General features: G+C 77.4%; 21 protein-coding genes. 9 read left to right on the top strand and 12 right to left on the bottom strand.

Annotation, left to right across the window (positions count from 1 at the left end):
• The 4 genes from ACRYR7_RS10435 to ACRYR7_RS10420 form a co-directional block, all read left to right on the top strand.
• A partial coding sequence (locus tag ACRYR7_RS10435; RefSeq protein WP_432572023.1) for an LCP family protein occupies positions 1-1,544 on the top strand: 1,544 nt, incomplete at its 5' end.
• Between the two features lie 41 nt (positions 1,545-1,585).
• Positions 1,586-1,993: a YchJ family protein gene (locus tag ACRYR7_RS10430; RefSeq protein WP_432572022.1), complete on the top strand. Its 408-nt coding sequence runs from the start codon at positions 1,586-1,588 to the stop codon at positions 1,991-1,993.
• Between the two features lie 63 nt (positions 1,994-2,056).
• The gene (locus tag ACRYR7_RS10425) at positions 2,057-3,193 is read left to right on the top strand and encodes a baeRF2 domain-containing protein (RefSeq protein WP_432572021.1); all 1,137 of its coding nucleotides are present in this window, start codon (positions 2,057-2,059) and stop codon (positions 3,191-3,193) included.
• A 114-nt stretch (positions 3,194-3,307) separates the two neighbouring features.
• Positions 3,308-3,592, top strand: coding sequence for a hypothetical protein (locus ACRYR7_RS10420; RefSeq protein WP_432572020.1), 285 nt, complete (start codon positions 3,308-3,310; stop codon positions 3,590-3,592).
• Positions 3,593-3,780: 188 nt separating this feature from the next.
• Here the strand turns inward: ACRYR7_RS10420 and ACRYR7_RS10415 are convergent, their stop codons facing one another.
• The 7 genes from ACRYR7_RS10415 to ACRYR7_RS10385 form a co-directional block, all read right to left on the bottom strand.
• Positions 3,781-4,050, bottom strand: coding sequence for a hypothetical protein (locus ACRYR7_RS10415; RefSeq protein WP_432572019.1), 270 nt, complete (start codon positions 4,048-4,050; stop codon positions 3,781-3,783).
• 99 nt (positions 4,051-4,149) lie between these two features.
• The gene (gene mnhG / locus ACRYR7_RS10410) at positions 4,150-4,560 is read right to left on the bottom strand and encodes a monovalent cation/H(+) antiporter subunit G (protein WP_432572018.1); all 411 of its coding nucleotides are present in this window, start codon (positions 4,558-4,560) and stop codon (positions 4,150-4,152) included.
• Positions 4,557-4,826 (bottom strand): monovalent cation/H+ antiporter complex subunit F, encoded by a 270-nt coding sequence (locus ACRYR7_RS10405; protein WP_432572017.1) that lies wholly within the window; start codon positions 4,824-4,826, stop codon positions 4,557-4,559. Before ACRYR7_RS10405 ends, mnhG begins: the two co-directional genes overlap by 4 nt.
• Positions 4,823-5,500: a Na+/H+ antiporter subunit E gene (locus tag ACRYR7_RS10400; protein ID WP_432572016.1), complete on the bottom strand. Its 678-nt coding sequence runs from the start codon at positions 5,498-5,500 to the stop codon at positions 4,823-4,825. Before ACRYR7_RS10400 ends, ACRYR7_RS10405 begins: the two co-directional genes overlap by 4 nt.
• Positions 5,497-7,110 carry a Na+/H+ antiporter subunit D gene (locus ACRYR7_RS10395; protein WP_432572015.1) on the bottom strand — a complete coding sequence of 538 codons (1,614 nt, stop codon included), beginning with the start codon at positions 7,108-7,110 and terminating at the stop codon, positions 5,497-5,499. Before ACRYR7_RS10395 ends, ACRYR7_RS10400 begins: the two co-directional genes overlap by 4 nt.
• Positions 7,103-7,705 carry a Na(+)/H(+) antiporter subunit C gene (locus ACRYR7_RS10390; RefSeq protein WP_432572024.1) on the bottom strand — a complete coding sequence of 201 codons (603 nt, stop codon included), beginning with the start codon at positions 7,703-7,705 and terminating at the stop codon, positions 7,103-7,105. The genes ACRYR7_RS10395 and ACRYR7_RS10390 overlap by 8 nt, the downstream gene beginning before the upstream one ends.
• Before the next feature lie 20 nt (positions 7,706-7,725).
• Complete coding sequence (locus ACRYR7_RS10385; RefSeq protein WP_432572014.1) at positions 7,726-10,626, bottom strand: Na+/H+ antiporter subunit A; 2,901 nt, start codon at positions 10,624-10,626, stop codon at positions 7,726-7,728.
• Between the two features lie 120 nt (positions 10,627-10,746).
• Between ACRYR7_RS10385 and ACRYR7_RS10380 the strand changes: the two genes are divergently transcribed.
• Positions 10,747-11,139 (top strand): helix-turn-helix domain-containing protein, encoded by a 393-nt coding sequence (locus tag ACRYR7_RS10380; protein WP_432572013.1) that lies wholly within the window; start codon positions 10,747-10,749, stop codon positions 11,137-11,139.
• A gap of 35 nt (positions 11,140-11,174) precedes the next feature.
• Here the strand turns inward: ACRYR7_RS10380 and ACRYR7_RS10375 are convergent, their stop codons facing one another.
• Together ACRYR7_RS10375 and ACRYR7_RS10370 are read right to left on the bottom strand one after the other, a co-directional pair.
• Positions 11,175-11,489, bottom strand: coding sequence for a hypothetical protein (locus ACRYR7_RS10375; RefSeq protein WP_432572012.1), 315 nt, complete (start codon positions 11,487-11,489; stop codon positions 11,175-11,177).
• Positions 11,490-11,556: 67 nt separating this feature from the next.
• Positions 11,557-12,216, bottom strand: a complete 660-nt coding sequence (locus tag ACRYR7_RS10370; protein WP_432572011.1) for a PilZ domain-containing protein — start codon at positions 12,214-12,216, stop codon at positions 11,557-11,559.
• 196 nt (positions 12,217-12,412) lie between these two features.
• On the opposite strand from ACRYR7_RS10370, the gene ACRYR7_RS10365 reads away from it, so the two are divergent.
• On the top strand, positions 12,413-13,003 hold the full coding sequence (locus ACRYR7_RS10365) for a hypothetical protein (protein ID WP_432572010.1): 591 nt from the start codon (positions 12,413-12,415) through the stop codon (positions 13,001-13,003).
• Between the two features lie 70 nt (positions 13,004-13,073).
• Here the strand turns inward: ACRYR7_RS10365 and ACRYR7_RS10360 are convergent, their stop codons facing one another.
• On the bottom strand, positions 13,074-14,669 hold the full coding sequence (locus tag ACRYR7_RS10360) for an MFS transporter (protein WP_432572009.1): 1,596 nt from the start codon (positions 14,667-14,669) through the stop codon (positions 13,074-13,076).
• Between the two features lie 86 nt (positions 14,670-14,755).
• Between ACRYR7_RS10360 and ACRYR7_RS10355 the strand changes: the two genes are divergently transcribed.
• The gene (locus ACRYR7_RS10355) at positions 14,756-15,313 is read left to right on the top strand and encodes a TetR/AcrR family transcriptional regulator (protein ID WP_432572008.1); all 558 of its coding nucleotides are present in this window, start codon (positions 14,756-14,758) and stop codon (positions 15,311-15,313) included.
• Positions 15,314-15,324: 11 nt separating this feature from the next.
• Here ACRYR7_RS10355 and ACRYR7_RS10350 read toward each other — a convergent pair whose 3' ends face one another.
• A complete protein-coding gene (locus ACRYR7_RS10350; protein ID WP_432572007.1) occupies positions 15,325-17,148 on the bottom strand; it encodes an ABC transporter ATP-binding protein in 1,824 nt (607 codons plus the stop codon).
• A gap of 196 nt (positions 17,149-17,344) precedes the next feature.
• Here ACRYR7_RS10350 and ACRYR7_RS10345 point away from each other — a divergent pair, with 196 nt between their 5' ends.
• On the top strand, positions 17,345-19,891 hold the full coding sequence (locus ACRYR7_RS10345) for a SpoIIE family protein phosphatase (RefSeq protein WP_432572006.1): 2,547 nt from the start codon (positions 17,345-17,347) through the stop codon (positions 19,889-19,891).
• Positions 19,892-19,911: 20 nt separating this feature from the next.
• Here the strand turns inward: ACRYR7_RS10345 and ACRYR7_RS10340 are convergent, their stop codons facing one another.
• Positions 19,912-21,057: a PucR family transcriptional regulator gene (locus tag ACRYR7_RS10340; RefSeq protein ID WP_432572005.1), complete on the bottom strand. Its 1,146-nt coding sequence runs from the start codon at positions 21,055-21,057 to the stop codon at positions 19,912-19,914.
• A 104-nt stretch (positions 21,058-21,161) separates the two neighbouring features.
• Between ACRYR7_RS10340 and ACRYR7_RS10335 the strand changes: the two genes are divergently transcribed.
• The gene (locus tag ACRYR7_RS10335) at positions 21,162-22,082 is read left to right on the top strand and encodes a proline dehydrogenase family protein (protein WP_432572004.1); all 921 of its coding nucleotides are present in this window, start codon (positions 21,162-21,164) and stop codon (positions 22,080-22,082) included.
• The last annotated feature ends 8 nt before the right edge of the window (positions 22,083-22,090 follow it).

Genomic DNA, 22,090 nt, shown 5'->3' with positions numbered 1-22,090 from the left:
CGTTTGGCGTCGTGCCGACGACCACCCCCCGCCCCCCCCGGCGGGCGGGCGGGCCGGGGGCCGCGCCGCGCGCCCGCGGCCGGCACGCCAGCCACGCGCACGGCACGGCGCTGCGGGTCCTGCGCGCGGTGGCGGTCGCGGCCGTCGCGCTCGCCCTGGTCGCCACCGCCGGCGGGGTGTACGCCTACCAGCGGCTGCAGGGCAACATCACCGCGCGCGACGTCTCCGGGCTGCTGGGCGACCGCCCCGACCGCACCGCCGGCCCCGGCGAGACCGCGCCGGTCAACGTCCTCGTCATGGGCAGCGACACCCGGGCGCTGGCCGACGGCACCGGCGACGCCTACGGCGGCGAGGCCGCCGACCCCGGCGCCCGCTCGGACACCACCGTCCTGGTGCACCTGGCCGGCGACCGGCGCAGCGCCACCCTGGTGAGCATCCCGCGCGACTCCATGGTGCAGATCCCCGAGTGCACCTCCACGGTCACCGGGCAGCCGGTGCCCGCCGCGCTGGGGATGTTCAACTCCGCGTTCTCCGAGGGCGGGCCCGCCTGCACCATCGAGACCGTCGAGGCCCTCACCGGCGTGTACGTCGACCACTACGCCGTCGTGGACTTCAGCGGCTTCCGCTCCATGGTCGACGCCATCGGCGGGGTGACGATCTGCACCCCGCAGGAGATCGAGGACAGGAAGGCCAACCTGTACCTGACCGCCGGCACCCACGAGGACGTGGACGGCGAGACGGCCCTGGCCTACGCCCGCGTGCGCTACATCGGCGACGGCTCGGACATCTCCCGCATCGGCCGCCAGCAGGCGCTGATGTCCTCGATGGTGCAGAAGGTGCTCAGCTCCGAGACGCTGCTGCGCCCGGACCGCCTGTACGGCTTCCTCAACGCGGCCACGAGGTCGGTGACCACCGACCCCGGCCTGGCCGACCTGGGCCAGCTCGCCGACCTGGCGCAGAGCCTGCAGCGGATGCCCGCCGGCGGCGTGCGCTTCGTCACCGTGCCCACCGAGCCCTACCCGCGCAACGAGGCCCGCGTGCAGTGGACGGCCGCGGCGGACGAGCTGTGGCGCCAGGTGCGCGAGGACGAGGCCGGCGCCCCGCCCGCCCCCGCCCCCACCGCCGCCCCGGACCCCTCCACCACCTCCCAGCTCGTCGTGGCGCCGGGGGACGTGGCGGTGCGGGTGCTCAACGTCGGCGCCCCCGCCGGCACCGCCGCCGCCGTGGCGGACGCGCTGGCCGGGGTGGGCTTCGCCCCGGCCGGCACCGGCGACGGCCCGGCCACCGACCCCTCGGTGCCGGTGCTGGTGCGCTACGGCACCGACCGCGCCGACAGCGCGAACACCGTCGCGGCGGCCTTCGGCGGGGCCCCCACCCGCCTGGACCCCTCGGTGGGCCGCGGCGTGGTCGTGGAGGTCTCCTCCGCGGCGTACTCGGTGAGCGACGTGCGCCCCCGCGTCACCGGTGCGGCCCCCGCGCCCGCCGCCCCGGCGCCGAGCCCGTCCCTCACCGCCCGCGTGGCCACCGACGACATCTGCGCCTGAGCGGCGCCGCCCCCCGCCGCCCCGGGTGGCAGGGTGGTGCCGTGCGCGAGATCGAGGCCGGCGCCCCCTGCCCGTGCGGGTGGGGCGAGCCGTACGCCGCCTGCTGCGGCCGGTACCACGCGGGCGAGCCCGCCCCCACCGCCGAGGCGCTGATGCGCTCGCGCTACACCGCCTTCGTGCGCGAGGACGCGCAGCACCTGCTGCGCACCTGGGACGCCGCCGACCGCCCCGACGCGCTCGACCTGAGCGGCACCGGCGGGCGGTGGCGGCGCCTGCTCGTGCTGGCCACCACCGGCGGCGGCCCCTTCGACGACACCGGCACCGTGGAGTTCGAGGCGCACGCGCGCGAGGGGGGCCGGCGCGACGTGCAGCACGAGGTGTCGGCCTTCCGCCGCGAGGGCGGGCGGTGGCTGTACGCGGGACCCGCGCGGGGCGTGTCGCGGGGTTGACCTCGCTGACGGTGGGTAAGAGCGTGGAACAGGATCGTCGATCTCGCCGAGGAGGACACGTCCGTGAAGCTGGACTGGCTCAAGCCCGTCGCCACCGATCCCGGCCCGCACGTGAGCGTCTACGTCGACGTCTCGCGCACCCGGGAGAAGGGCGCGCACGAGATGGAGGTGCGCTGGAAGGACGCCCGCGAGGCCCTCGCCGGGCAGGGCGCCCCCGAGCCGGCCCTGCAGGCCCTGGACGACGTCGCCACCACCCCCGCGGAGGTCGGCGGGCCCGTCGGCCGGGCCCTCATCGCCTCCACGGGCGGCATCGAGATCGACGTGCTGCTGCCGGACCCGCCCGCGCAGGACGAGGCCGTCACCGGCCCCGTGGCGCACCTGATGCCGCTGGTGCGCTCCCTGGCCGACGACGTGCGCTACGTCATGGTGGAGCTGGACCGCGCCGGCGCCGACATCACCGTCACCAGCTCCGACGCCCCCCGCGGCAGCGAGGAGGTGCGCGAGGTCACCGCCGGGCACGACCTGCTGCACAAGATCCCCGGCGGCGGCTGGGCGCACCTGCGCTACCAGCACGCCGTGCAGGACTCCTGGGACCACAACGCCGCCGCCGTGGCCGAGGAGCTGCACGCCATCGTGCGCGACCAGCACCCGGAGGTGGTGCTGCTCACCGGTGACGTCAAGGCCTCCGCCGCGCTGCGCGGCAAGGCCGCCAAGCAGGTGCTGGAGCTGCTCGTGGACGTGCCCGGCGGCAGCCGGCACCCCGGGGTGCACGAGGAGTCCTTCAACGCCGCCGTCGCCGAGGCCCTGGAGCAGGTGCGCCGGCGCCGCCGCGACGCCGTCGTCGACGAGTTCGAGCAGGAGGCCGGCCGCGGCGGCCGCGCCGTCAAGGGCCTGGCGCCCGTGGTGGACGCGCTGCGCCGCGGGCAGGTGCGCACCGTCCTGCTGCGCGACGACCCCGACCCGGGCGGGGAGTCCGAGATGCTGTGGGTGGGCGCCACCGCGCTGGAGATCGGCACCACCGCCGAGGAGGTGCGCGCCCTCGGCGGCGACGGCGAGCCGTTCCGGGTGCGGGCCGACGCCGCGATCGTGCGCGCGCTGGCGGCCTCCGACGCGGAGATCGAGCTCGTCGCCGAGCGCCCGGACCTGGTCCAGGGCATCGGCGCGGTGCTGCGCTACGCGGACGCCTCCACCCCGGCCTGAGCCGGCTGCGCGCCACCCGCCCCGGCCCCCGGTCCGCCGGGGGCCGGGGCGCGGGGGCGCGGGGGCGACGATCGGGCGATGCGGGCCCGGCGGGCCGGGCGGCAGGGTCGGGACGTGGCTGAACGCCCAGGACACCCCGGACGCCCCTCCGCCCCCGCCCGCCGCGACGGCGGGCTGCTGGTCCTGGGGGTGCTCGTCCTGCTCGCCGGGACCGCGCTGCACGCCCTGGCGACGTGGTCGCGCCCCGACGGGGCGGACCCGCTGGGCGTCCCGGCGGTGCTGCGGCAGTGGTGGTGGCTGCTGCGCTGGGTGGCGTGGGGCGGTGTCGTCGGCGGCGTGTGGCTGACCGTGCGCGGCTGGAGCGGCCGCTCCGCCCGCGGGGACGACCCGGGCGCCTGACCCGCGGGGTCCGACCGCGACCCCCCTGGTCCGGCGGCGGCGCGCCGGGTCCAGCGGCGGCGCGCCGGTTCCGGGTGGCGCCGCGCGGGGTGGTCGTGCTCCACTGGTGGTGGCGGCCCGGGGGGCTTCGAGTGTTGGGGAAGAACGCCCGCGGACCCCCCGGGTCGCCGCCTCTCAGCTCGCCGGTGTCACTGCCCGGTCGGCGTCACCCCGAACATCAGCGTGCGGCGCTCCACGTCGTAGTGGACGTCCTTGGTGTTCACCAGCAGGTCCTGCAGGGCGTCGGCGTCCTCGGGGGAGATGGTGAGGACCTCCTCCCACGCGCCCTGGTCGAGGACGAGCTGCAGCGTGTAGGCGCCGCTCTGACCGGGCTCGCCGGCCACCCAGGAGAACTGGTAGTGCGTGAGCTGGCGGACCTTGATGGTGTTGTCGTTGACGGGCTGCGGCAGCTGGGTCACGTCTCGTCCCTCCGGTGGGGCGTCGGGGTTCCGCGGCGCGGACGGCGCCGCACTCGTGCGCTACCCGCCCCGCCGCCCGCGAAACCCCCGCCGGGCCCCTCAGCGCGGGCGGGCCGGTCCCGCCGCGCCCGGCCCGCCGGTCCGCTGCTCGCGCTCCTCCGCGGCGATCCGCTCGGCGAGCTCGTCGACGTCGAGCAGCGAGGCGTCCACCTGCCCGGTGCGGTACGCGGCCCGGCCCACCATGTGCGCGGCGACCGGCACCGTCAGCAGCTGGAACACCCCGATCGCCACGAGGGTGGCGACGTCGGTGCCGTTGCGCAGCTGCAGCCCGGCGGCCACCAGCGACAGCAGCACGCCGAGGACCTGCGGCTTGGCGGTGGTGTGCATGCGGGCCAGCACGTCCGACAGCCGCAGCAGCCCGATCGCCGCCAGCAGCGTCAGCGCGCAGCCGGCGAGCAGGCAGGCGGCGGAGACGACGTCCGCGACCGCGTCCCAGTCCACGGCGCTCACCGGTCCTCCCCCTCCTCGCGGGCGGCGTACCGGGCCACGGCCACCGACCCGACGAAGCCGACGAGGGCGAGCACGACGATGACCGGCAGCGTGGTGGCGCGCCGGTTGGCGGCGGCCTCCACGCACAGGGCGATGACGACGGCGGCGACCAGCACGTCCAGGGCCACCACCCGGTCCAGCATCGTGGGGCCCTTGGCGGCGCGCACCAGCGCGAGCAGGGCGGCCACCCCCAGCAGCCCCGCGCAGACCGCGACGACGACGCTCACGAATCCCCCCTCGAACCCCTCGGAACCCCGGGACCGCCCGGTCGCGGCGCGGCGGGCGCGCCCGCGTCGCGGGTGGTGGCGCTGCCGTCGGCGCGGCAGCGCTCCTCGTACTCGGCCAGCGCCCGCGGCGCGGCCAGGGTGCGCACCAGGCGCTGCTCCAGCAGCAGCGTCCTGCGGCGCACCCGCTCGCGGCCGGCGGCGGTGTGCACCCCCAGCGCGTGCAGGTACAGGAAACCCTCCCCGTGCGCGGAGGGGGCCCCGACCTCGACCACGACGCTGCCGGGCACCAGCGAGGTCAGCTCCGCCGTCAGCGTCACGAACAGGTCCGAACCGCTGTGCAGGGGCACCCCCACCACGGAGTTGCGCGGCTGGCGGCCCGGGCGCACCGCCAGCCACGCCACCTGCGCGCTGGCCACGACGAGGTCGACGGCGAAGCGGGCCAGCAGCGCCAGCAGGCGCAGCGGGCGCAGCCGCACCCCGAACCGCACGCGCGGCAGCGGCAGCACGAGCACCACGAGCAGCGCCACCGCCAGGCCGGACAGCACGTTGGCCCACGACACGTCGCCCCACAGCAGCAGCCACAGCACCACCAGCCAGGCGAGCACGGGCGGGCTGATCCGCTCGCGCAGCGGCGGGCGGGGGGCGACGGTGCCCGCGGGGGCGGCCGGGCTCACGGCTGCACCTGCGGGACGCGGTCGTGCAGGACGGTGGAGGTGTACGGGGTGCGCTCGCGCAGGTCGCGGGCGGCGCGGTCGCTGATCCCGAACAGCGGACCGGCGACCGCGGTGATCGCCACGCCCACCGCCACCAGGGCCGCGGTGGGGGCGAGCATGCCGGCGGGCGTGCGCGCCGCGGCGGGCGCGGCCAGCGCGACCGCCCCGGCGGCGGGCGCGCCGCCGGGCTCCTGCTCCCGCTCCTGCTCCTGCTGCGCGGGGGGTTCCTGCCAGAAGGCCCGGTTCCACACCTTGGCCACCGCGTACAGCGTCAGCAGGCTGGTGACCACGCTGCCGGCCACCAGGACCAGGGCGGTGGCCGAGCCGTCGTCCACGCCGGCCTGCAGCAGGGCCAGCTTGCCGAGGAACCCGGAGAACGGCGGGATGCCCGCGAGGTTCACCGCCGGCACGAAGAACAGCACCGCCAGCAGCGGCGCGCGCCGCGCCAGCGCCCCCAGCCGGTCCAGCGCGGTGGTGCCGGCGCGGCGCTCCACCAGGCCGGTGACCAGGAACAGGGTGGTCTGCACGGTGATGTGGTGCGCGACGTAGAACACCGCGCCCGACAGCCCCGCGGCGCTGCCCAGGGCCACGCCGAACACCATGTACCCGATGTGGCTGACGAGCGTGAAGGACAGCAGGCGCTTGACGTCGCTCTGCGCCACGGCGCCGAGGATGCCCACGACCATCGTCGCCAGCGCCGCCCACAGCAGCAGCCGGTCCGCCTCGCCGCCGGGGAACAGCAGCGTCTCGGTGCGGATGATCGCGTACACGCCGACCTTCGTCAGCAGGCCCGCGAACACCGCGGTGACCGGCGCGGGCGCGGTGGGGTAGGAGTCCGGCAGCCAGGCCGACAGCGGGAACACCGCCGCCTTGATGCCGAACCCCACGAGCAGCAGCAGGTGCAGCACCAGGCGCACGCCGGGGTCCACGTCCTGCAGCCGGTTCGACAGCTCCGCCATGTTCACGGTGCCGGTGGCGGCGTACACCAGCGCCAGCGCGGTGAGGAACACCAGCGAGGACAGCAGGCTGACGAGCACGTACGTGGTGCCCGCGCGCACCCGCGCCTTCGTGCCGCCCAGCGTCAGCAGGATGTAGCTGGCGGCCAGCAGCACCTCGAAACCCACGTAGAGGTTGAACAGGTCCCCGGACAGGAACGCGTTGGACACGCCGGCGGAGAGCACCAGGTAGGTGGGGTGGTAGATCGAGACCGGCGTGCCCTCCTCGCCGTCGGCGACGCCCTGCGCGAGGGAGTACACCAGCACGGCGAGGGTGACCAGGGCGCTGACGACGAGCATCAGCGCGGAGAGCCGGTCGGCCACCAGGGGGATCCCCAGGCGCGCCGGCCAGCCGCCGACGTCCACGGAGTACACCCCGGCGCCGGCGTCGGTCAGCAGCAGCAGCGCGACCGCGTCGACGAGGACGACCGTGAGCACGCAGACGCTGATGACGCGCTGGGCGGTGGGCCGGCGCGCCAGCGCCAGCGTCGCGCCGGCGCCGAACAGCGGCAGCAGCACCGGCAGCGGCAGCAGCACCCGCACCAGCTCGGCGGTGCCGGTCAGGCCCTCAGTCATCGCGGCCCACCGCCTCGGAGTCGTCGGGGCGCAGCGCGTCCGCCAGCGGCGGCGCGTCGGGGTCGCCGTGCACGCTGGCCGGGCGGTGCCCGGAGCGGCGCGGGTCCCGGCGCGGTCCGTCCCCGTCGTCGCCGGAGCGGCCGCCGACGAGCCCGCCGGGCCCGGTGCCGTCGTCGCGGGTGTCGTCGCGGGTGTCGTCCCGGGTGTCGTCGTCGTAGCTGGCGGAGGCCTCGTCCAGCTCGGCGCGGCGCACGATGCGGCGGTCCTCGACGTCGTCCTGCACCTCGTCGTGCCCGTTGAGCTGCCAGCTGCGGTAGCTCAGCGCCAGCACGAACGCGGACATGCCGAAGGTGATGACGATGGCGGTGAGCACCATCGCCTGCGGCAGCGGGTCGCTCATCCCCGCCGGGTCGCCGGCGCCGACGATCGGCGGGGTGCCGGCGCGGCCGCCGGCGACGAGGAACAGCAGGTTCACGCCGTTGCCGAGCAGCACGACGCCCACGAGGACCCGGCTGAGGGTGCGCTCCAGCAGCAGCGCCACCCCGCAGGCCACCAGGACGCCGGAGACGACGACGAGCGTGAGGTTCGGGGCGATGGTCGCGTTCAGGTCACCGGTCACCGGATCGGCACCTCCAGGGCGTCGCGGGAGCGTTCGGGGTCCTCGTGGCCGTCGGGGGCGTCGTGGGCGGACTCGTCGGGCTCGTCCTCGTCCTCGACCTGCCGGTCGACCTCGGCGCCCAGGCTGCGGATGACGTCGACGACCAGGCCGACGACGAGCAGGTACACCCCGACGTCGAAGAACAGCGAGGTCACCAGGTGCACCGTGCCCAGCACCGGCACGTGCAGGTCCACCACGGCGCTCTGCAGGACGTCGCCGCCGGCGAGCACCGCCACCAGGCCGGTGCCGGCGGAGAGGAACAGCCCCGTGCCCAGCAGCCAGCCGGCGCTGATCGGCACGGCGGCGTTGAACTCGTAGCGCCCGCCGGCCAGGTAGCGCACCAGCAGCGCCAGCCCGGCCACCAGGCCGCCGGCGAACCCGCCGCCGGGGGCGTTGTGCCCGGAGAACACCAGGTAGACGGAGAGCACGACGATCGCGTGGAACGTCAGGCGGGTGACGACCTCGAAGACGACCGAGCGGCGCTCGGGGTCCACCGTGCTCGCCGCGGGCAGCCAGCGCGCGCGCCCGCGGCCGGGGGCCGCGGGGGGCACGGCGCCGGGGTGGGCGCGGTCGATGGCGCCCATGCGGCGGCGGAACACCAGGCTGGCCACGCCGGTGGCGGCCACCAGCAGCACGGAGATCTCGCCCACGGTGTCCCAGGCGCGCACGTCCACGAGGGTGACGTTGACGACGTTCTTCCCGCCGCCGTAGTCGTAGGCCCACTGCGGCAGCTCCACCGACACCGGCACGGCGTCGCGCGCGCCGGCGGCGACCAGCGCGAACGCCGAGGTGCAGGTGCCCACCAGGACGCCGACGGCCACGCGCACCCAGCGCGCCCGCAGCGCCGGGCGGCTGGAGAAGTACGGGGGCAGCCGGCGCAGCGCCAGCACGAACACCACCAGGGTGATGGTCTCCACCAGCGCCTGCGTCAGGGCCAGGTCCGGTGCCCCGTGCAGGACGAACAGCAGGGTCGCGCCGTAGCCGGTGACGCCGGCCAGGACGACCGCGCGCAGCCGGCGCCGGGCCCGCACGGTGAGCACCGCGGCGGCGGCGACGACGACGCCGACGAGGACCTGCGCCCAGCCGTCGGCGAGCAGGACCTCCTCGGGCCAGGGCCGGTGCAGCAGCAGCGCCCCGCCGGGCACGAGCACGACGGTCAGCAGGATCGTGGCCAGGTACACCGGCAGCGAACCGCGCTGGGTGGCGCCGGTGACCTCCACGGCCACGCGGTCCACCGCGCGCACCGCGCGCCGGTAGCCGCGGTCGGCGTCCAGCAGGTCCGGCACGCGCGCCTGCGCCAGCGAGACCCGCTCGCGCAGCGCGAACAGCGCCGCCGCCAGCCCCAGCGTCACCGCGGTCAGCAGCAGCACGGGGGTGAACCCGTGCCACAGCGCCAGGTGCGTCGGCTCCCCGCCCGGGTCGGTGGGCAGGCCCGCGTTCAGCGCCGCCACCGCGCTCGCGGGCACGTCCACCAGCGGCGCCAGCGGGCCCAGCAGCAGCGTGGCGCCGGCCAGCAGCACCGGAGGCACCAGCAGCGCCGCGCCGGGCGCGGGCGCCCCGGTGTCGGGCACGCCGGGCTTGCGGCAGAACGCCCCCCACACGAACCGCGCCGAGTACGCGGCGGTGAGCACCGAGCCGAGGAACAGGCCCACCAGGACCCAGGGGCGGTCGTGCAGGAACGCCTCGTACGCGGCCTCCTTGGCGACGAACCCCAGCGTCACCGGCACGCCCGCCATCGAGGCGGCCGCGATCGTGCCCGCCACCGCCAGCAGCGGCCACCGCCGGCCCAGGCCGGACAGCTCGCGCAGGTCCCGGGTGCCGGTCTGGTGGTCGACCACGCCCACGACGAGGAACAGCGCCGCCTTGAACGTGGCGTGCGCCAGCAGCAGCGCGACCCCGGCCAGCGCCGCGGCGCGGCTGCCGGCGCCGACGAGCACGACGAGGAAACCCAGCTGGCTGACGGTGCCGAACGCCAGCAGCAGCTTCAGGTCGTGCTGGCGCAGCGAGCGGTACCCGCCCAGCAGCATCGTGGCCAGGCCCAGGCCGACGGTGACCGCCTGCCAGGCGGGCAGTCCGGCGTAGGCGGGCGCGAACAGCGCCACCAGGTACACCCCGGCCTTCACCATCGCCGCGGCGTGCAGGTACGCGCTGACGGGGGTGGGCGCGGCCATCGCGGCGGGCAGCCAGAAGTGGAACGGCACCAGCGCGGACTTCGAGACCGCCCCGGCCAGCAGCAGCACGACGGCGACGGTGGCGGCGGTGCCGGTGGGCGGGTCGGCCAGGACGGCCGAGACGCGGTACGTGCCGGCGGACTGCCCGAGCACGACGATCCCCACGAGCATCGCCAGCCCGCCGAGGGTGGTGACCACCAGGGCCTGCGTGGCGGCCCGGCGCGCGGAGCGCCGCGCGGCGTCGTACCCGATGAGCAGGTACGAGAACACCGTCGTCAGCTCCCAGAACACGTAGAGCTGCACGAGGTCGTCGGCCAGGGCCAGGCCGGTCATGGCGCCGGTGAAACCCACCAGCACGGCGGCGAAGCGCGCGGTGCCCGGGTCGCCGCGGTGGAAGTACCCGCCGCAGTACAGCAGCACCAGGGTCCCCACCCCGCCCACGAGCAGGAGCAGGACCCACGAGAGCGGGTCCACGCGGAACGCCAGCTCGGCGCCCAGCGAGGGCACCCACGGCACGACCTGCCGCGGGCCGCGGCCGTCGAGGACGGCGGGCCCCTGCAGGGCGGTCCACGCGGTGGTGGAGGCGGGCGCCAGGGCCAGCACCGCGAAGGCGCGGCGGTCCAGCAGGCGCACCAGCGGGACGGCCAGCACGGCGGCCAGGGCGTGGGCGGACAGCAGCAGAAGCACGGCTCGTCCTCACTGCTCGGGAACGGGTCGTCGCCCCCACCCTAACCGCGGTTTTCGTTTCGTTCGATTCGAAGCGGTTCCGCGCACGCCCCCTCCGGGCGCGGCGGCTACCGTGGGGACGTGTCCTCCTCGTCCGTCGAAGGAACCGTGCACCCCGGGATCGAGGGGCTCGACGACCTCGCCCGGGTGCTCGCCGCCGGGGGCCCGGTGGTGCTGCGCGCCGGGCGCCGCTCGGCCGTCCTGCCGGAGGAGCTGCTCGCGGCGCTGCGCGAGTCCGTCGCGGCGCTGCGGCACGGGGAGGCGGTGACGTACACCGCGCACGAGGCGATGCTCACCACGCAGGAGGCCGCCGAGGTCCTGGGCGTCAGCCGCCCGACCCTGGTGCGGCTGCTGGAGAGCGGGGCGCTGCCCTACACGAAGCTGCGCACCCACCGACGGGTGCGGCTGGAGGACGTCCTGGAGTACGCGCGCCGGCACCACCACGACGGCCCGGGGGTGCCCGCCCCGCGCTGAGCGCGCGGCGGGCGGGGGCTGCGGGGGAGGGGCCCTCAGTCCCCGGTGCCGTACGCGGCGGCGAAGTCGTCGGCCGCGCGCAGCACCGCGGCGGCCACCCACGGCCGCGCACCGGCGGCGACCAGGGCGGCCACGACCGCCGCGTCGTCCGCACCCGCGGCGCGGGCGTCGCGGGCGCGCTGCGCGGCGCGGGCCAGCTCCACGCGCTCGCCCGCGGCCGGGCCGTGCCGGTCCAGCACGATGCCGGCGACCCAGTCGGCGTCGAAGACGCCCGAGGGCGGGGCGAAGACGCGCTCGCCCTCGACGTAGCGCCCGCTGCCGCCCCAGTGCCGCCCGCCGCCGGTGTCCACGGGCCGACGGTAGCCGGGCGGGGGAGGGGCCGCCCGGCCACCGGTCCGCCGCGCCGGCGGGCGCGGGTCAGGAGCTGCGGCTCTGCCGCGCCAGCTCGGAGAGCACGCTGCGCTCGAGGACCTCGGCGGCGCCCTCGTCCAGCTCGAGGAAGCGCACGACGGCCTCGTGGTGCTCGTCGTCGACGCGCACGACCTCGCCGCGGGCGTGGACCTCCAGGCCCTCGTCCAGCTCGAGGGCGACGTCGACCTCGGTGTGCTCGGCGGGCAGGTCCTGCGCCTCCAGGCGCAGGCCGCTGCGCGAGATGTCCACGGTGCGGGCGTCGGCGACGCCCTCGGGGGTGGTCAGGTGCACGGCCAGCGAGGTGGGCACGCGCACGGCGGCGCGGCGGGTCTCGGAGGCCAGCAGCATGACGCCGGTCAGGGCCAGCTCGTCGGAGCGGTGCGCCTGGGCGACGGCCTGGAAGACGGCGTGCGGCACCACGGCGCCGGGCTCGCCGGCCTCCGTGCTCACCCACACGCGCTGGCCGTCCAGCGCCTCGACGGTGCCGGGGTCGGCGCTGACGTGGCTGGTGACGACGAGCCCGGCGGCGCCGGCGGTCCAGGACCGGACGGTGCCGGTGTGCACGCGGGGTGCCCGCTCGGTGGTGCCGGTCGTGGGCATGAGCGTCACGGTCGTGTCGAGCGCGGGCCCCTCGGTCATGAGAAGACCGCCCTGAGCGCTGTCCATCAGTCCCCCTGCATCAGCCTTGAGTCACTGGTTACTCACGCTACGTCACTAGAAGGGGTGCTTCCACCCGTCCGGGCTCCTTCGCCCGGACGGGTCAGCGTCACCGGCCACCGCCGGACCACCGCAGGACCACCACCGGGCCCGCCCGCGCGCCCTGGTTCGACCGCGCACCCCGCCCGGCCGTACGGTCGACGGCGTGCTGATGCGCCTGCAGACCCCGCGCGCGGCCGTGGACCCCGCGCTGGCCGCCTACCTCAACGAGCAGCTCGCCCGCTCCGGGGTGCTGCTGGACCAGCTGCGCCGCACCTCGCGCGACCCCGACCTGGCCGCCGAGCGCGCCGTGCTGGCCGACCTGCGACGGCAGGTCGGCGCCGACCGGGCCACCGTGCGCTCCGCCGTGCGCCAGCTCGGCGTGCCCACCGACTGGGCCGTCCTGGGCGTCAGCTGGGCCGCCGCGCGCGCCTCGCGGCTGCTGCCGCTGCTGCACCGCCTGCCCGTCCTGGACCGCCTGCCCAGCCCGCCCTCCACCCGCCAGGACGCCGTGCAGGCGCTGCTGGAGCTGGAGGACCTGCTCGCCGGCCTGCACCGCCGGCAGGTCTCCGCGCGCGTGCTGGCCGACGTCGTCGAGGGCGCGGTGGCCGCCGGCGCCGGGCCCGGCGGGGAGTGGGTGCGCGCCGTGCGCGCGCTGCCCGAGCGCGCCGAGCGCCAGCTGCGCGCCGCCGAGGACCTGCACCGCCGCCGGGCCGCAGCCCTGCTGCCGCGCCCCGGCGCGCCCCGCACCGCCTGAGGAGCGCCTGAGCCGTCTGAGGAGCGCCTGAGCCGTCTGAGGAGCGCCCGCGCCGCCTGAGGAGCGCCGCTCAGGCGTCCACGCGCTCGCGCTCGCGCCGCTCCGCCACCGCGAGCGCGCGCGGGCGCAGCTGCCGGTGCACCACCAGCGCCGCCAGCGCCGTGAGCACCGCCCCGGCCAGCGCGGTGGTGTCCAGCCCGTGCGCGAACGCCGCCCGCGCGGACTCCAGCAGCTGCTCGCCGGCCGCCGCCGGCAGCTGCGCGGCCACCTCCACCGCGCCGCCGAGCGTCTCGGTGGCCGCCGCGGCCCGCTGCGGGTCCGTGCCCGCGGGCACCGCCACGCCGGCCGAGTACGAGGCCGTCAGCACGCTGCCCAGCACCGTGGTGCCCAGCACCGCGCCCACCTCGTAGGCCGTCTCCGAGATCGCCGAGGCCGCGCCGGCGCGGTCCGCCGGGGCCGAGGCCAGGATCGCGTCGTTCGTCAGCGTCTCGGCCAGCCCGGCGCCGGCCGAGAGCACCACGAACGCCACCGCGAGCTGCACCGCGCTGCCCAGCACCCGCCCCGGCTCGGCCGGCCCCAGGGTCGCCGCCACCGCGTAGCCCGCGGTGCCCAGCAGCAGGCCGGTGGTGATCAGCACGTCCAGGCGCGCGCGCCGGGCCAGCCGCGCGGCCAGCAGGCCCGCGCCCACCGAGACCACCGCCCCCGGCAGCAGCATCAGCCCCGCGCGCACCGGGCTCAGGCCCAGCACGAGCTGCAGGTACTGCGAGACGGCGAAGAGCATCCCCGTCATGCCGCAGATGCTCATGAGGTTGGCCAGCACCGCCGTGCGGAAGACCGGCAGCCGGAACAGGCCCACGTCCAGCAGCGGCTCGGCCAGGCGCACCTGCCGGCGCACGAAGAGCACGCCCAGGCCCGCGCCCGCCGCGGTGCACAGCAGCGGCACCGCGCCGGGGCCGTGGTCGGCGAACGCCTTGACGCCGTAGACCACCCCGGCCATCGCCGCGCTCGCCAGCGCCGCGCTGGCCGGGTCCAGCCGCGCCGGCGCGCTCGAGCGCGACTCGCGCACCAGCAGCGGCACCAGCACCAGCACCAGCGCCACGACCGGCACGTTGACGAGGAAGACCGAGCCCCACCAGAAGCGCTCCAGCAGCAGCCCGCCGACCACCGGGCCCAGCGCCGCGCCGCCGGCGAAGGCGCCGGCCCACACGGCGAAGGCGGTGCGCCGCTGCTCGCGGTCGGGGAAGGTGCTGCGCAGCAGCGCCAGCGTGGAGGGCATGAGCGTGGCGCCGAAGACGCCCAGCGCGACGCGGGCGGCGATGAGCGCCTGCGCCGAGGGGGCGAACGCCGCCAGCACGGAGACGGCGCCGAAGCCGGCCGCGCCGACCACGAGCAGCCGGCGGCGGCCGGAGCGGTCGCCCAGGGCGCCCATCGTCACCAGCAGCCCGGCGATGGCCAGGGAGTAGCCGTCGACGATCCACAGCAGCTCGGTGCCGGTGGGCGCCAGCGCGGTGCTCAGGTGCGGCACCGCGAAGCTCAGCACGGTGGTGTCCACGGAGATCATCAGCACCGGCAGCATCAGCACGGCCAGCGCCGCCCACTGGCGGGCGCCGGCCCGCGGGACGGGTGCGGCGGGGGTGCGGGGGGCGGGTGCGGCGGGGGTGGTCACGGGGTCCCTCGGTCGGGTCGGTCGGTGGCGTCCACGCCACTGTACCGTCCCGTCGGTTCAGTGGCGTGGGGGTTAACCTCCACGACGTGCCGAGCCTTCCCCCCACCCGCGAGAAGCTCCTGGACGCCTTCAGCGAGCTGCTCGTCACCGCCGGCGTGCGCGCCGCCACCCTCGACGCCGTGGCCGCCGCCGCCGGCGTCTCCAAGGGCGGGCTGCTGTACCACTTCGGCACCAAGGACGCCCTCGTCGAGGGCCTGCTGGAGCGCTTCCGCGGCCTGGCCGCCGCCGACGTGCACGGCATGCGCACCGCCCCCGAGGGCGCCGTGGACTACTACCTGCGCACCTCCGTGGTGCCGCAGGACGACCCGCTCTCGCGCACCGGCATCGCCGTGCTGCACCTGGCCCAGGTCGGCGACGCGCGCGCCGCGGCCACCTTCACCGCCGCCACCGAGGACTGGCGCGCCGCCATCGAGGAGCAGGTCGGCGACCGGGTCCTCTCCCGCCTGGTGCAGCTCGTCGGCGACGGGCTGTGGGCCGGCTCCTCCATCGGCGACGTCGCCGAGGACGTCGACGAGGTCGTCGCCGGCATCGCGCGCCTGCTCGCCGCGGCACGGCAGGCCGGGGGCGACGCCGGCCCGCGCTGAGCCCTGCCCGCTCAGGCGGAGGGCTCCACCGCCGCGCGCGCCTCGTCCGCCGCCACCAGCTCCGCGTAGCGCCCGCCGCGCGCCAGCAGCTCCTCGTGGGTGCCGCGCTCGGCGACCCGGCCCGCCTCCAGCACCACGATCTGGTCCGCGTCGCGCACCGTGGACAGCCGGTGGGCGATCGTCACCGTGGTGCGCCCGCGGGCCACGTCGCGCAGCGCGGAGGACATCGCCCGCTCCGTGCGGGTGTCCAGCGCGCTGGTGGCCTCGTCCAGCAGCAGCACCGGCGGGTCGCCCAGCACCGCCCGGGCCAGCGCGATGCGCTGCTTCTCGCCGCCGGAGAAGCGGTACCCGCGCTCGCCGACGACCGTGTCGAAGCCCTCCGGCAGCGCGTCGACCACCGCCTCGACCTGCGCGGTGCGCGCCGCGCGGCGCAGGTCCCCGTCGGTGGCGCCCGGCGCGGCGAAGCGCAGGTTGTCCGCGATGCTGGCGTGCAGCAGGAACGTCTCCTGCGTCACCACGCCCACCGCCCGCGCCAGCGAGCGGGCGGTGACCTCGCGCACGTCGTGCCCGTCCACGAGCACCGCGCCCGAGCCGACGTCGTACAGCCGCGCCAGCAGGTAGCCCAGGGTCGTCTTGCCCGAGCCGGTGGGGCCCACCACGGCCAGCGAGGTGCCCGCCGGCACCACCAGGTCGACGCCGCTGAGGGTGTCGCGCTCGGCGCCGGGGTAGCGGAAGGAGACGCCGCGGAACTCCACCCGCCCGCGCGGGTCCACCAGCTCCACCGCGCCGGGCGCCTCCACCACCTCCGGGGCGGTGTCCAGGTACTCGAAGACGCGGGTGAACAGCGCCATCGAGGCGTGCAGGCGCACCAGGATGCGCAGCAGCGCCCCCAGCGGCCGGAAGAGCTGCGCCTGCAGGGTCACCAGCGCCACCAGGGTGCCGGTGCTCAGCGCCGTGCCGCCGCCGCGCAGCCACCCGCCCAGCAGGTACGTCAGCGCCGGCACCGCCGCCATCGTCAGCGTGATGAGCGACCACTGCCAGCGCCCGGCCATCTCCGAGCCGACCTCCAGGCGGGCCACCCCGTCGGACTGGGCGGTGAAGCGCTCCACGACCTCGCGGGTGCGCCCGGTGGTGCGCGTGAGCAGGATCCCCGACACCGACAGCGTCTCCTCGACGGTGGCGGACATCTCCGCGAGCTGCCGCTGGCGCTGGGCGGTGATGCGCCGGCGCAGCCTGCCCACCCGCCGGTTCAGCCACACCGACAGCGGCAGCACCGCGAAGGAGAACAGCGCCAGGCGCCAGTCCAGGGCGAGCATGGCCACCGCGGTGACCACGACCGTGGCGAGGTTCTGCACCAGCTCGGCGCCGGTGCTGGTGACCACGGTCTGCATGGCGCCGATGTCGTTGGCGATGCGCGACTGCACCTCGCCGGTGCGGGTGCGCGCGAAGAAGCCCAGCGACATGCGCTGCAGGTGCGCGTACAGGGAGGTGCGCAGCCCGTGCATGACGGCCTGCCCCACGCGCGTGGTGAGCAGGCCCTGCACCACGTCCAGGGCGGTGCTCGCCGCGGCGATGGCCACCAGCCCGCCGGCCAGCGCCGCGAGCAGCCGCAGGTCCTGCTGCGGCAGCGCCACGTCGACGATCTCGCGCAGCAGGAACGGCGCGGCCACGCCGGCGACGGCGGAGACGGCGATGAGCCCGGCGACCACCGACAGGGTGCGCGCGTGCGGGCGGAACAGGGCCAGCACGCGCAGCACCTCCGCGCGCTGCGGGCGCCCCGCGGGCGGCTCGGTCCTGGCCGGCCGGAACGGGTCGCGGCTGGGGTCCCCGCGCACGCGCCCTCCTCGCTGTGGTGACCACGTCGCCCGGCCCGCCCGGCGCGGTCCGTCCGCCCCCAGGCTAGGAGCCGCCCCGGACACGGGCGGGCTCGCACCCGGCCCCCTATCCTGTGACAGCGGGTGAGGGCGTCGACCGGCGCCGTGCACGGCAGGAGCGTCCGGGCGACCCGGCGCCGAGGCGAAGGTGTGTCGGATGCGGGCGACGCCCTCAGCGGGCTGGGACGGCTGGTCCCCGGTGGGCGGCACCGACGCCCCCCTGCTGCGCGCCGTCGCCCCGCACCCCGCGCTGGAGCGCCTGGCGGCCCTGGCCGCGCGCGCCCTGTCGGCCTCGGCCGGGCGCGCGGAGCTCACCGAGGGGGACCGGCCCACCGGCGCCGGCGCCGCCGTCGGCCTCGTCGCCCCCCTGGAGGAGCTGCTGGCCGCCACCGCCGCCGCCGGCGGCCCCCTGCTCGTGCCCGACGCGCGCGCCGACGCCCGCTGGGCCGCGCTGCCGGCGGTGTCCTCCGGGGTGGTGGGCTGCTACCTGGGCGTGCCGATGACCGGCACCGACGGGCGCGTGGTGGGCGTGCTGGCCGTCTTCGACCCGCTGCCGCGGCGCTGGGCGCCCACCGACGTGGAGCTGCTGGTGGACCTGGCGGCCGTGGCCGTCGGCGAGCTGCAGCTCTCGGCGCTGGCCGTGCAGCACGAGGCCGACCAGCTGCGCTGGCAGGTGGGCGTGGCCGCCGGCGGCGTGGGCAGCTTCGACTGGGACCTCGTCACGGGCGTGCTCACCTGGGACGAGCGGATGCTGGAGATGTTCGGCTACTCCGAGGACCAGTTCGACGGCACCTTCACCGCCTTCGCCGCGCGCGTGCACCCCGACGACCTGCCGCGCGTGCAGGAGGCGGCCGACGCCGCGATCGCCGGCGGGGACGTCTTCGAGGCCGAGTACCGGGTGCTCAACCCCGCCGGCACCCGCTGGGTCAAGGCCCGCGGCCGGGTGCTGCGCAGCGCCGCCGGGCAGCCGCTGCGGCTGGCCGGCGCCGCCTACGACACCACCGCCGAGCGCAGCAGCGACGCGCGCGTGGCGCGGGTGCTGGAGACGATGTCGGCGGCGTTCTACTCGCTGGACCGCGAGTGGCGCTTCAGCTACGTCAACGCCGAGGCCGAGCGGCTGCTGCAGCGCTCGCGCGAGGAGCTGCTGGGGCGCACGGTGTGGGAGCTGTTCCCCGGCACCGTCGGCGCCGCCTTCGAGACCGAGTACCGCCGCGCGGTGGAGACAGGCGAGCCGGTGACCTTCGAGGCGCACTACCCGCCCCCGCTGGACGGCTGGTTCGAGCTGCGGGCCTGGCCGGACCCCGACGGGCTGTCGGTGTACTTCCTCGACGTCACCGCGCGCCGCGCCGCGCAGGAGGAGGCCGAGCGCACCGCGCGGCGCCTGGAGCTGCTGGCCGCGGTCAGCTCCGACCTGGTGGGCACCCTGGACGCGCACGAGGCGGTGGCCCGGCTGGCCCGGCACGTGGTGCCCGCGCTGGCCACCTGGTGCGTGGTGACCCTGCTGGAGGACTCGGGGGAGCTGCGCGACATCGGCTCCTGGCACGCCGACCCCGCGCTGCGCCCGGTGGCCGAGGAGTACCGCCGGGTGCGCCTGTCCGGGCTCTCGCCGGACTCGCCGCTGCTGCGCGCGCTGCCGGGCCAGCAGCCCGTGGCCGTCGCCGAGCGCGCCACCGAGCGGCTGTCCGGGGTGCTGGCCGAGCCGGCGCGCTCGCTGCTGCGCCGGCTGGCGCCGGAGTCGACGTACATGCTGCCGCTGCGCGCGCGCGGGCGGCTGCTGGGCCTGGTCACCCTCTACCGCGACGCCGCCGCCGGCCCGCTGGGCGTGGAGGACCGCCGCACCGCCGAGCAGGTCGCCGACCGCGCGGGCCTGGCCCTGGACAACGCCTGGCTCTACGCGCGCCAGCAGCACGTCGCCGAGGGGCTGCAGCGCAGCCTGCTCACCGCGCCGGTGGAGCCGGACCACCTGGAGGTGCGGGTGCGCTACCGCCCGGCCGCGCGCGCGGTGCAGGTCGGCGGGGACTGGTACGACTCGTTCCTGCAGCCCGACGGCGGCACCGTCCTGGTCATCGGCGACGTCATGGGCCACGACGTGGACGCCGCCGCGGCGATGAGCCAGGTGCGCAGCCTGCTGCGCGGCATCGCCTACTCCAGCGGCGGCTCGCCGGCCGCGGTGCTCTCCACGCTGGACGCCACCATGCGCGGGCTGGCGGTGGCGACCACGGCCACGGCGGTGGTGGCGCGCCTGGAGCAGACCGCGCCCGAGCGCGAGCGGGCGGTGCGCCGGCTGCGCTGGTCCAACGCCGGGCACCCCCCGCCGCTGCTGGTGCGCCCGGACGGCACCGTCACCGAGCTGGACGGCGAGGACCCGGACCTGCTGCTGGGCATCGACCCGGAGCTGCCGCGCAGCGACGAGGAGACCGAGCTGGAGGACGGCTGCACGGTGCTGCTGTTCACCGACGGCCTGGTGGAGCGGCGCGGGCAGGACCTCGACGAGGGCCTGGCGCGGCTGCGCGAGGTGGTGGCCGGGCTCGCCGGCGCGGACCTGGACGAGCTGTGCGACGGGATCCTGGACCGCCTGCTGCCCCCGGAGCCGGAGGACGACGTGGCGCTGGTGGCGGTGCGCCTGCACCCGCAGGACGGCCCGCGCCCGGCGGTCGCCGGCCCGCAGCGCGTGCCCGAGGCCCTGCCGCTGCCCCGCCGCTGACGCCCCCCCCCGCCCGGACCTCACCCGGCCAGGTCGGCCAGGGTCAGCGCCAGGTGCAGGGCCAGGCGGTCCGCACCGTCGTCCAGGTCGCAGCCGCTGACCTCGCGCACCCGGCGCAGCCGGTGGTACAGCGTCTGCCGGTGCACGCCCAGCGCCGCGGCGGTGCGCTGCGCCGAGCCCGCCAGGTCCAGGTAGGTGCGCACGGTGCGCACCAGCTCCGGGTCCGCGGCCAGCAGGCGCCGCGCGCGCTCGTCCACCGCGACGGCCGCCAGCGCGCCGGCCTCCGCCAGCGCCAGCAGCCGCAGGGTGCCCAGCTCCTCCCAGCCGCGCACGGCCGCGCCCCCGCCCGCGCCGGCGACGGCGGCCAGCGCGGCGGCCAGCGCGGCCTGCGCCTGCCGCCAGGCCTCGTGCGCGCCGCCGGCGGGCACCGGCCCGGACACGCCCGCGCCCACCCCGCCCGGGTGCTGGGCCAGCAGCGCCCCCGCCGCCCGGGCGGCCACCTCGGCGGCGCCCACGGCCGCGGGCACCAGCAGCACCGCCCGCGCGCCCACCGGCGCGCAGAGCACCGAGCGCGGCAGCAGCCAGGCGTTGACCGGCCCGGCGGCCTCGCCGCCGGCCGGCGCCAGCGCCACCGCGCGCAGCTCCCCGGCGGGCAGCACGCCCTCCGCGGTCAGCTCCTCGGCGGCGCGGGCGCGGGCGGCGGCGTCGGGCGAGAGCAGCTCGCCGACGGCCCAGGAGGTGCGGTCGGCGGTGCGCGAGCGCGCCGCCAGCGTGGCGGCCACGGCGTCGACGACGTCGTGCAGCTGCGCCAGCCGCTCCCGCTCCACCCGCCCGTGCGGGTCCAGCAGCCACAGGTAGCCGTAGGTGACCCCGCGCCAGCGCACCGGCACGCACCAGCGGGCCAGGCGCCCGGCGGCCGGGTCGGCGGGCACCCGCAGCGGCCCGCGGGCGCGGGCGATGCCGAAGGCGGCGAACGCCCGCTGCACCGCCGCGTCGGAGCGCCGGCGCAGGATCGAGGTGCGGCGCACCTCGTCGACGACGTCGTCGTGCCCGGAGGCGGCCACCAGGTGCAGGTCGCGGTCCTCCAGCGTGGTCGGGGCGCCGGTGAGGTCGGCGACGGCGTCGACGAGCTCCTGCAGGCCCGGGGCGGCGGAGGGGGTGCTCACGGCCCCCACCCTGCCAGCCCGTCATCCACCTGTACGAAGCAGAGGGGGGTGGTTTCGTGCAGACGTCCCTGGTGGCGGCGCCCCGGCGGGCCTAGCGTCGGGGTGTGTTCGGACAAGTGGTCCTCGGCGTGGCGGGCTCGCCGCGCGTGCGCTCCCTGGTGACCGGGAGCAGCCTCAGCCGTCCCGTCGTGCGGCGCTTCGTCGCCGGCGAGGACGCCGACGCCGCGCTGCGCGCGGTCCGCGCCCTCGACGCCGAGGGCGTGCGCACCACCCTGGACGTCCTGGGCGAGGACGTCACCCGCCCCGAGCAGGCCGAGGAGACGCTCGCCGCCTACCGCGACCTGGTGACCCGCCTGGACGGCGCGGGCCTGGCGGAGGGCAACGAGGTCTCGGTGAAGCTCTCCGCCCTCGGGCAGGGCCTGGGCCCCGACGGCCCGGCGCGCGCCACCGAGCGCGCCCGCGCCCTGGCCGAGCACGCGCACGCGCACGGCGTGGACGTCACCCTCGACATGGAGGACCACACCCGCGTGGACCCCACCCTGGAGGCGCTGCGCGCGCTGCGCGCGGACTTCCCCCGCACCGGCTGCGTGCTGCAGTCGATGCTGCGCCGCACCCCCGGCGACGCCGCCGACCTGGCGCACCCCGGCTCGCGGGTGCGGCTGGTCAAGGGCGCCTACGCCGAGCCCGCCGAGGTCGCCCACCCCGCCAAGCGCGACGTGGACCTGGCCTACGTGCGCTGCCTGCGCACCCTGCTCGACGGCGGGGCGTACCCGATGGTCGCCACCCACGACCTGCGGATCGTGCGCGTCGCCGAGGAGCTGCTGGCCGGGCGCGCCCCCGGGGCGGCGGAGTTCCAGATGCTCTACGGCATCCGCACCGAGGAGCTGCGCCGGCTGGCGGCCGCCGGGCACGTCGTGCGCACCTACGTGCCCTTCGGGACCGACTGGTACGGGTACTTCTCCCGCCGCCTGGCCGAGCGCCCGGCGAACCTCGCGTTCTTCGCGCGCTCCCTCGTCACCGCCTGAGAAACCCC

This window comes from Kineococcus gurbantunggutensis (genome assembly GCF_050871925.1).
In the GTDB taxonomy this organism is placed as follows: domain Bacteria; phylum Actinomycetota; class Actinomycetes; order Actinomycetales; family Kineococcaceae; genus Kineococcus.
This window is presented reverse-complemented; position numbering and strand designations above follow the sequence as displayed.

What these genes read in the sequence shown, in the direction of transcription:
- ACRYR7_RS10395 (WP_432572015.1), bottom strand. Translation starts at nt 7,110, where the DNA reads ATGACTGAGGGCCTGACCGGCACCGCCGAGCTGGTGCGGGTGCTGCTG.
- ACRYR7_RS10345 (WP_432572006.1), top strand. Translation starts at nt 17,345, where the DNA reads ATGCGGGCGACGCCCTCAGCGGGCTGGGACGGCTGGTCCCCGGTGGGC.
- ACRYR7_RS10370 (WP_432572011.1), bottom strand. Translation starts at nt 12,216, where the DNA reads ATGGACAGCGCTCAGGGCGGTCTTCTCATGACCGAGGGGCCCGCGCTC.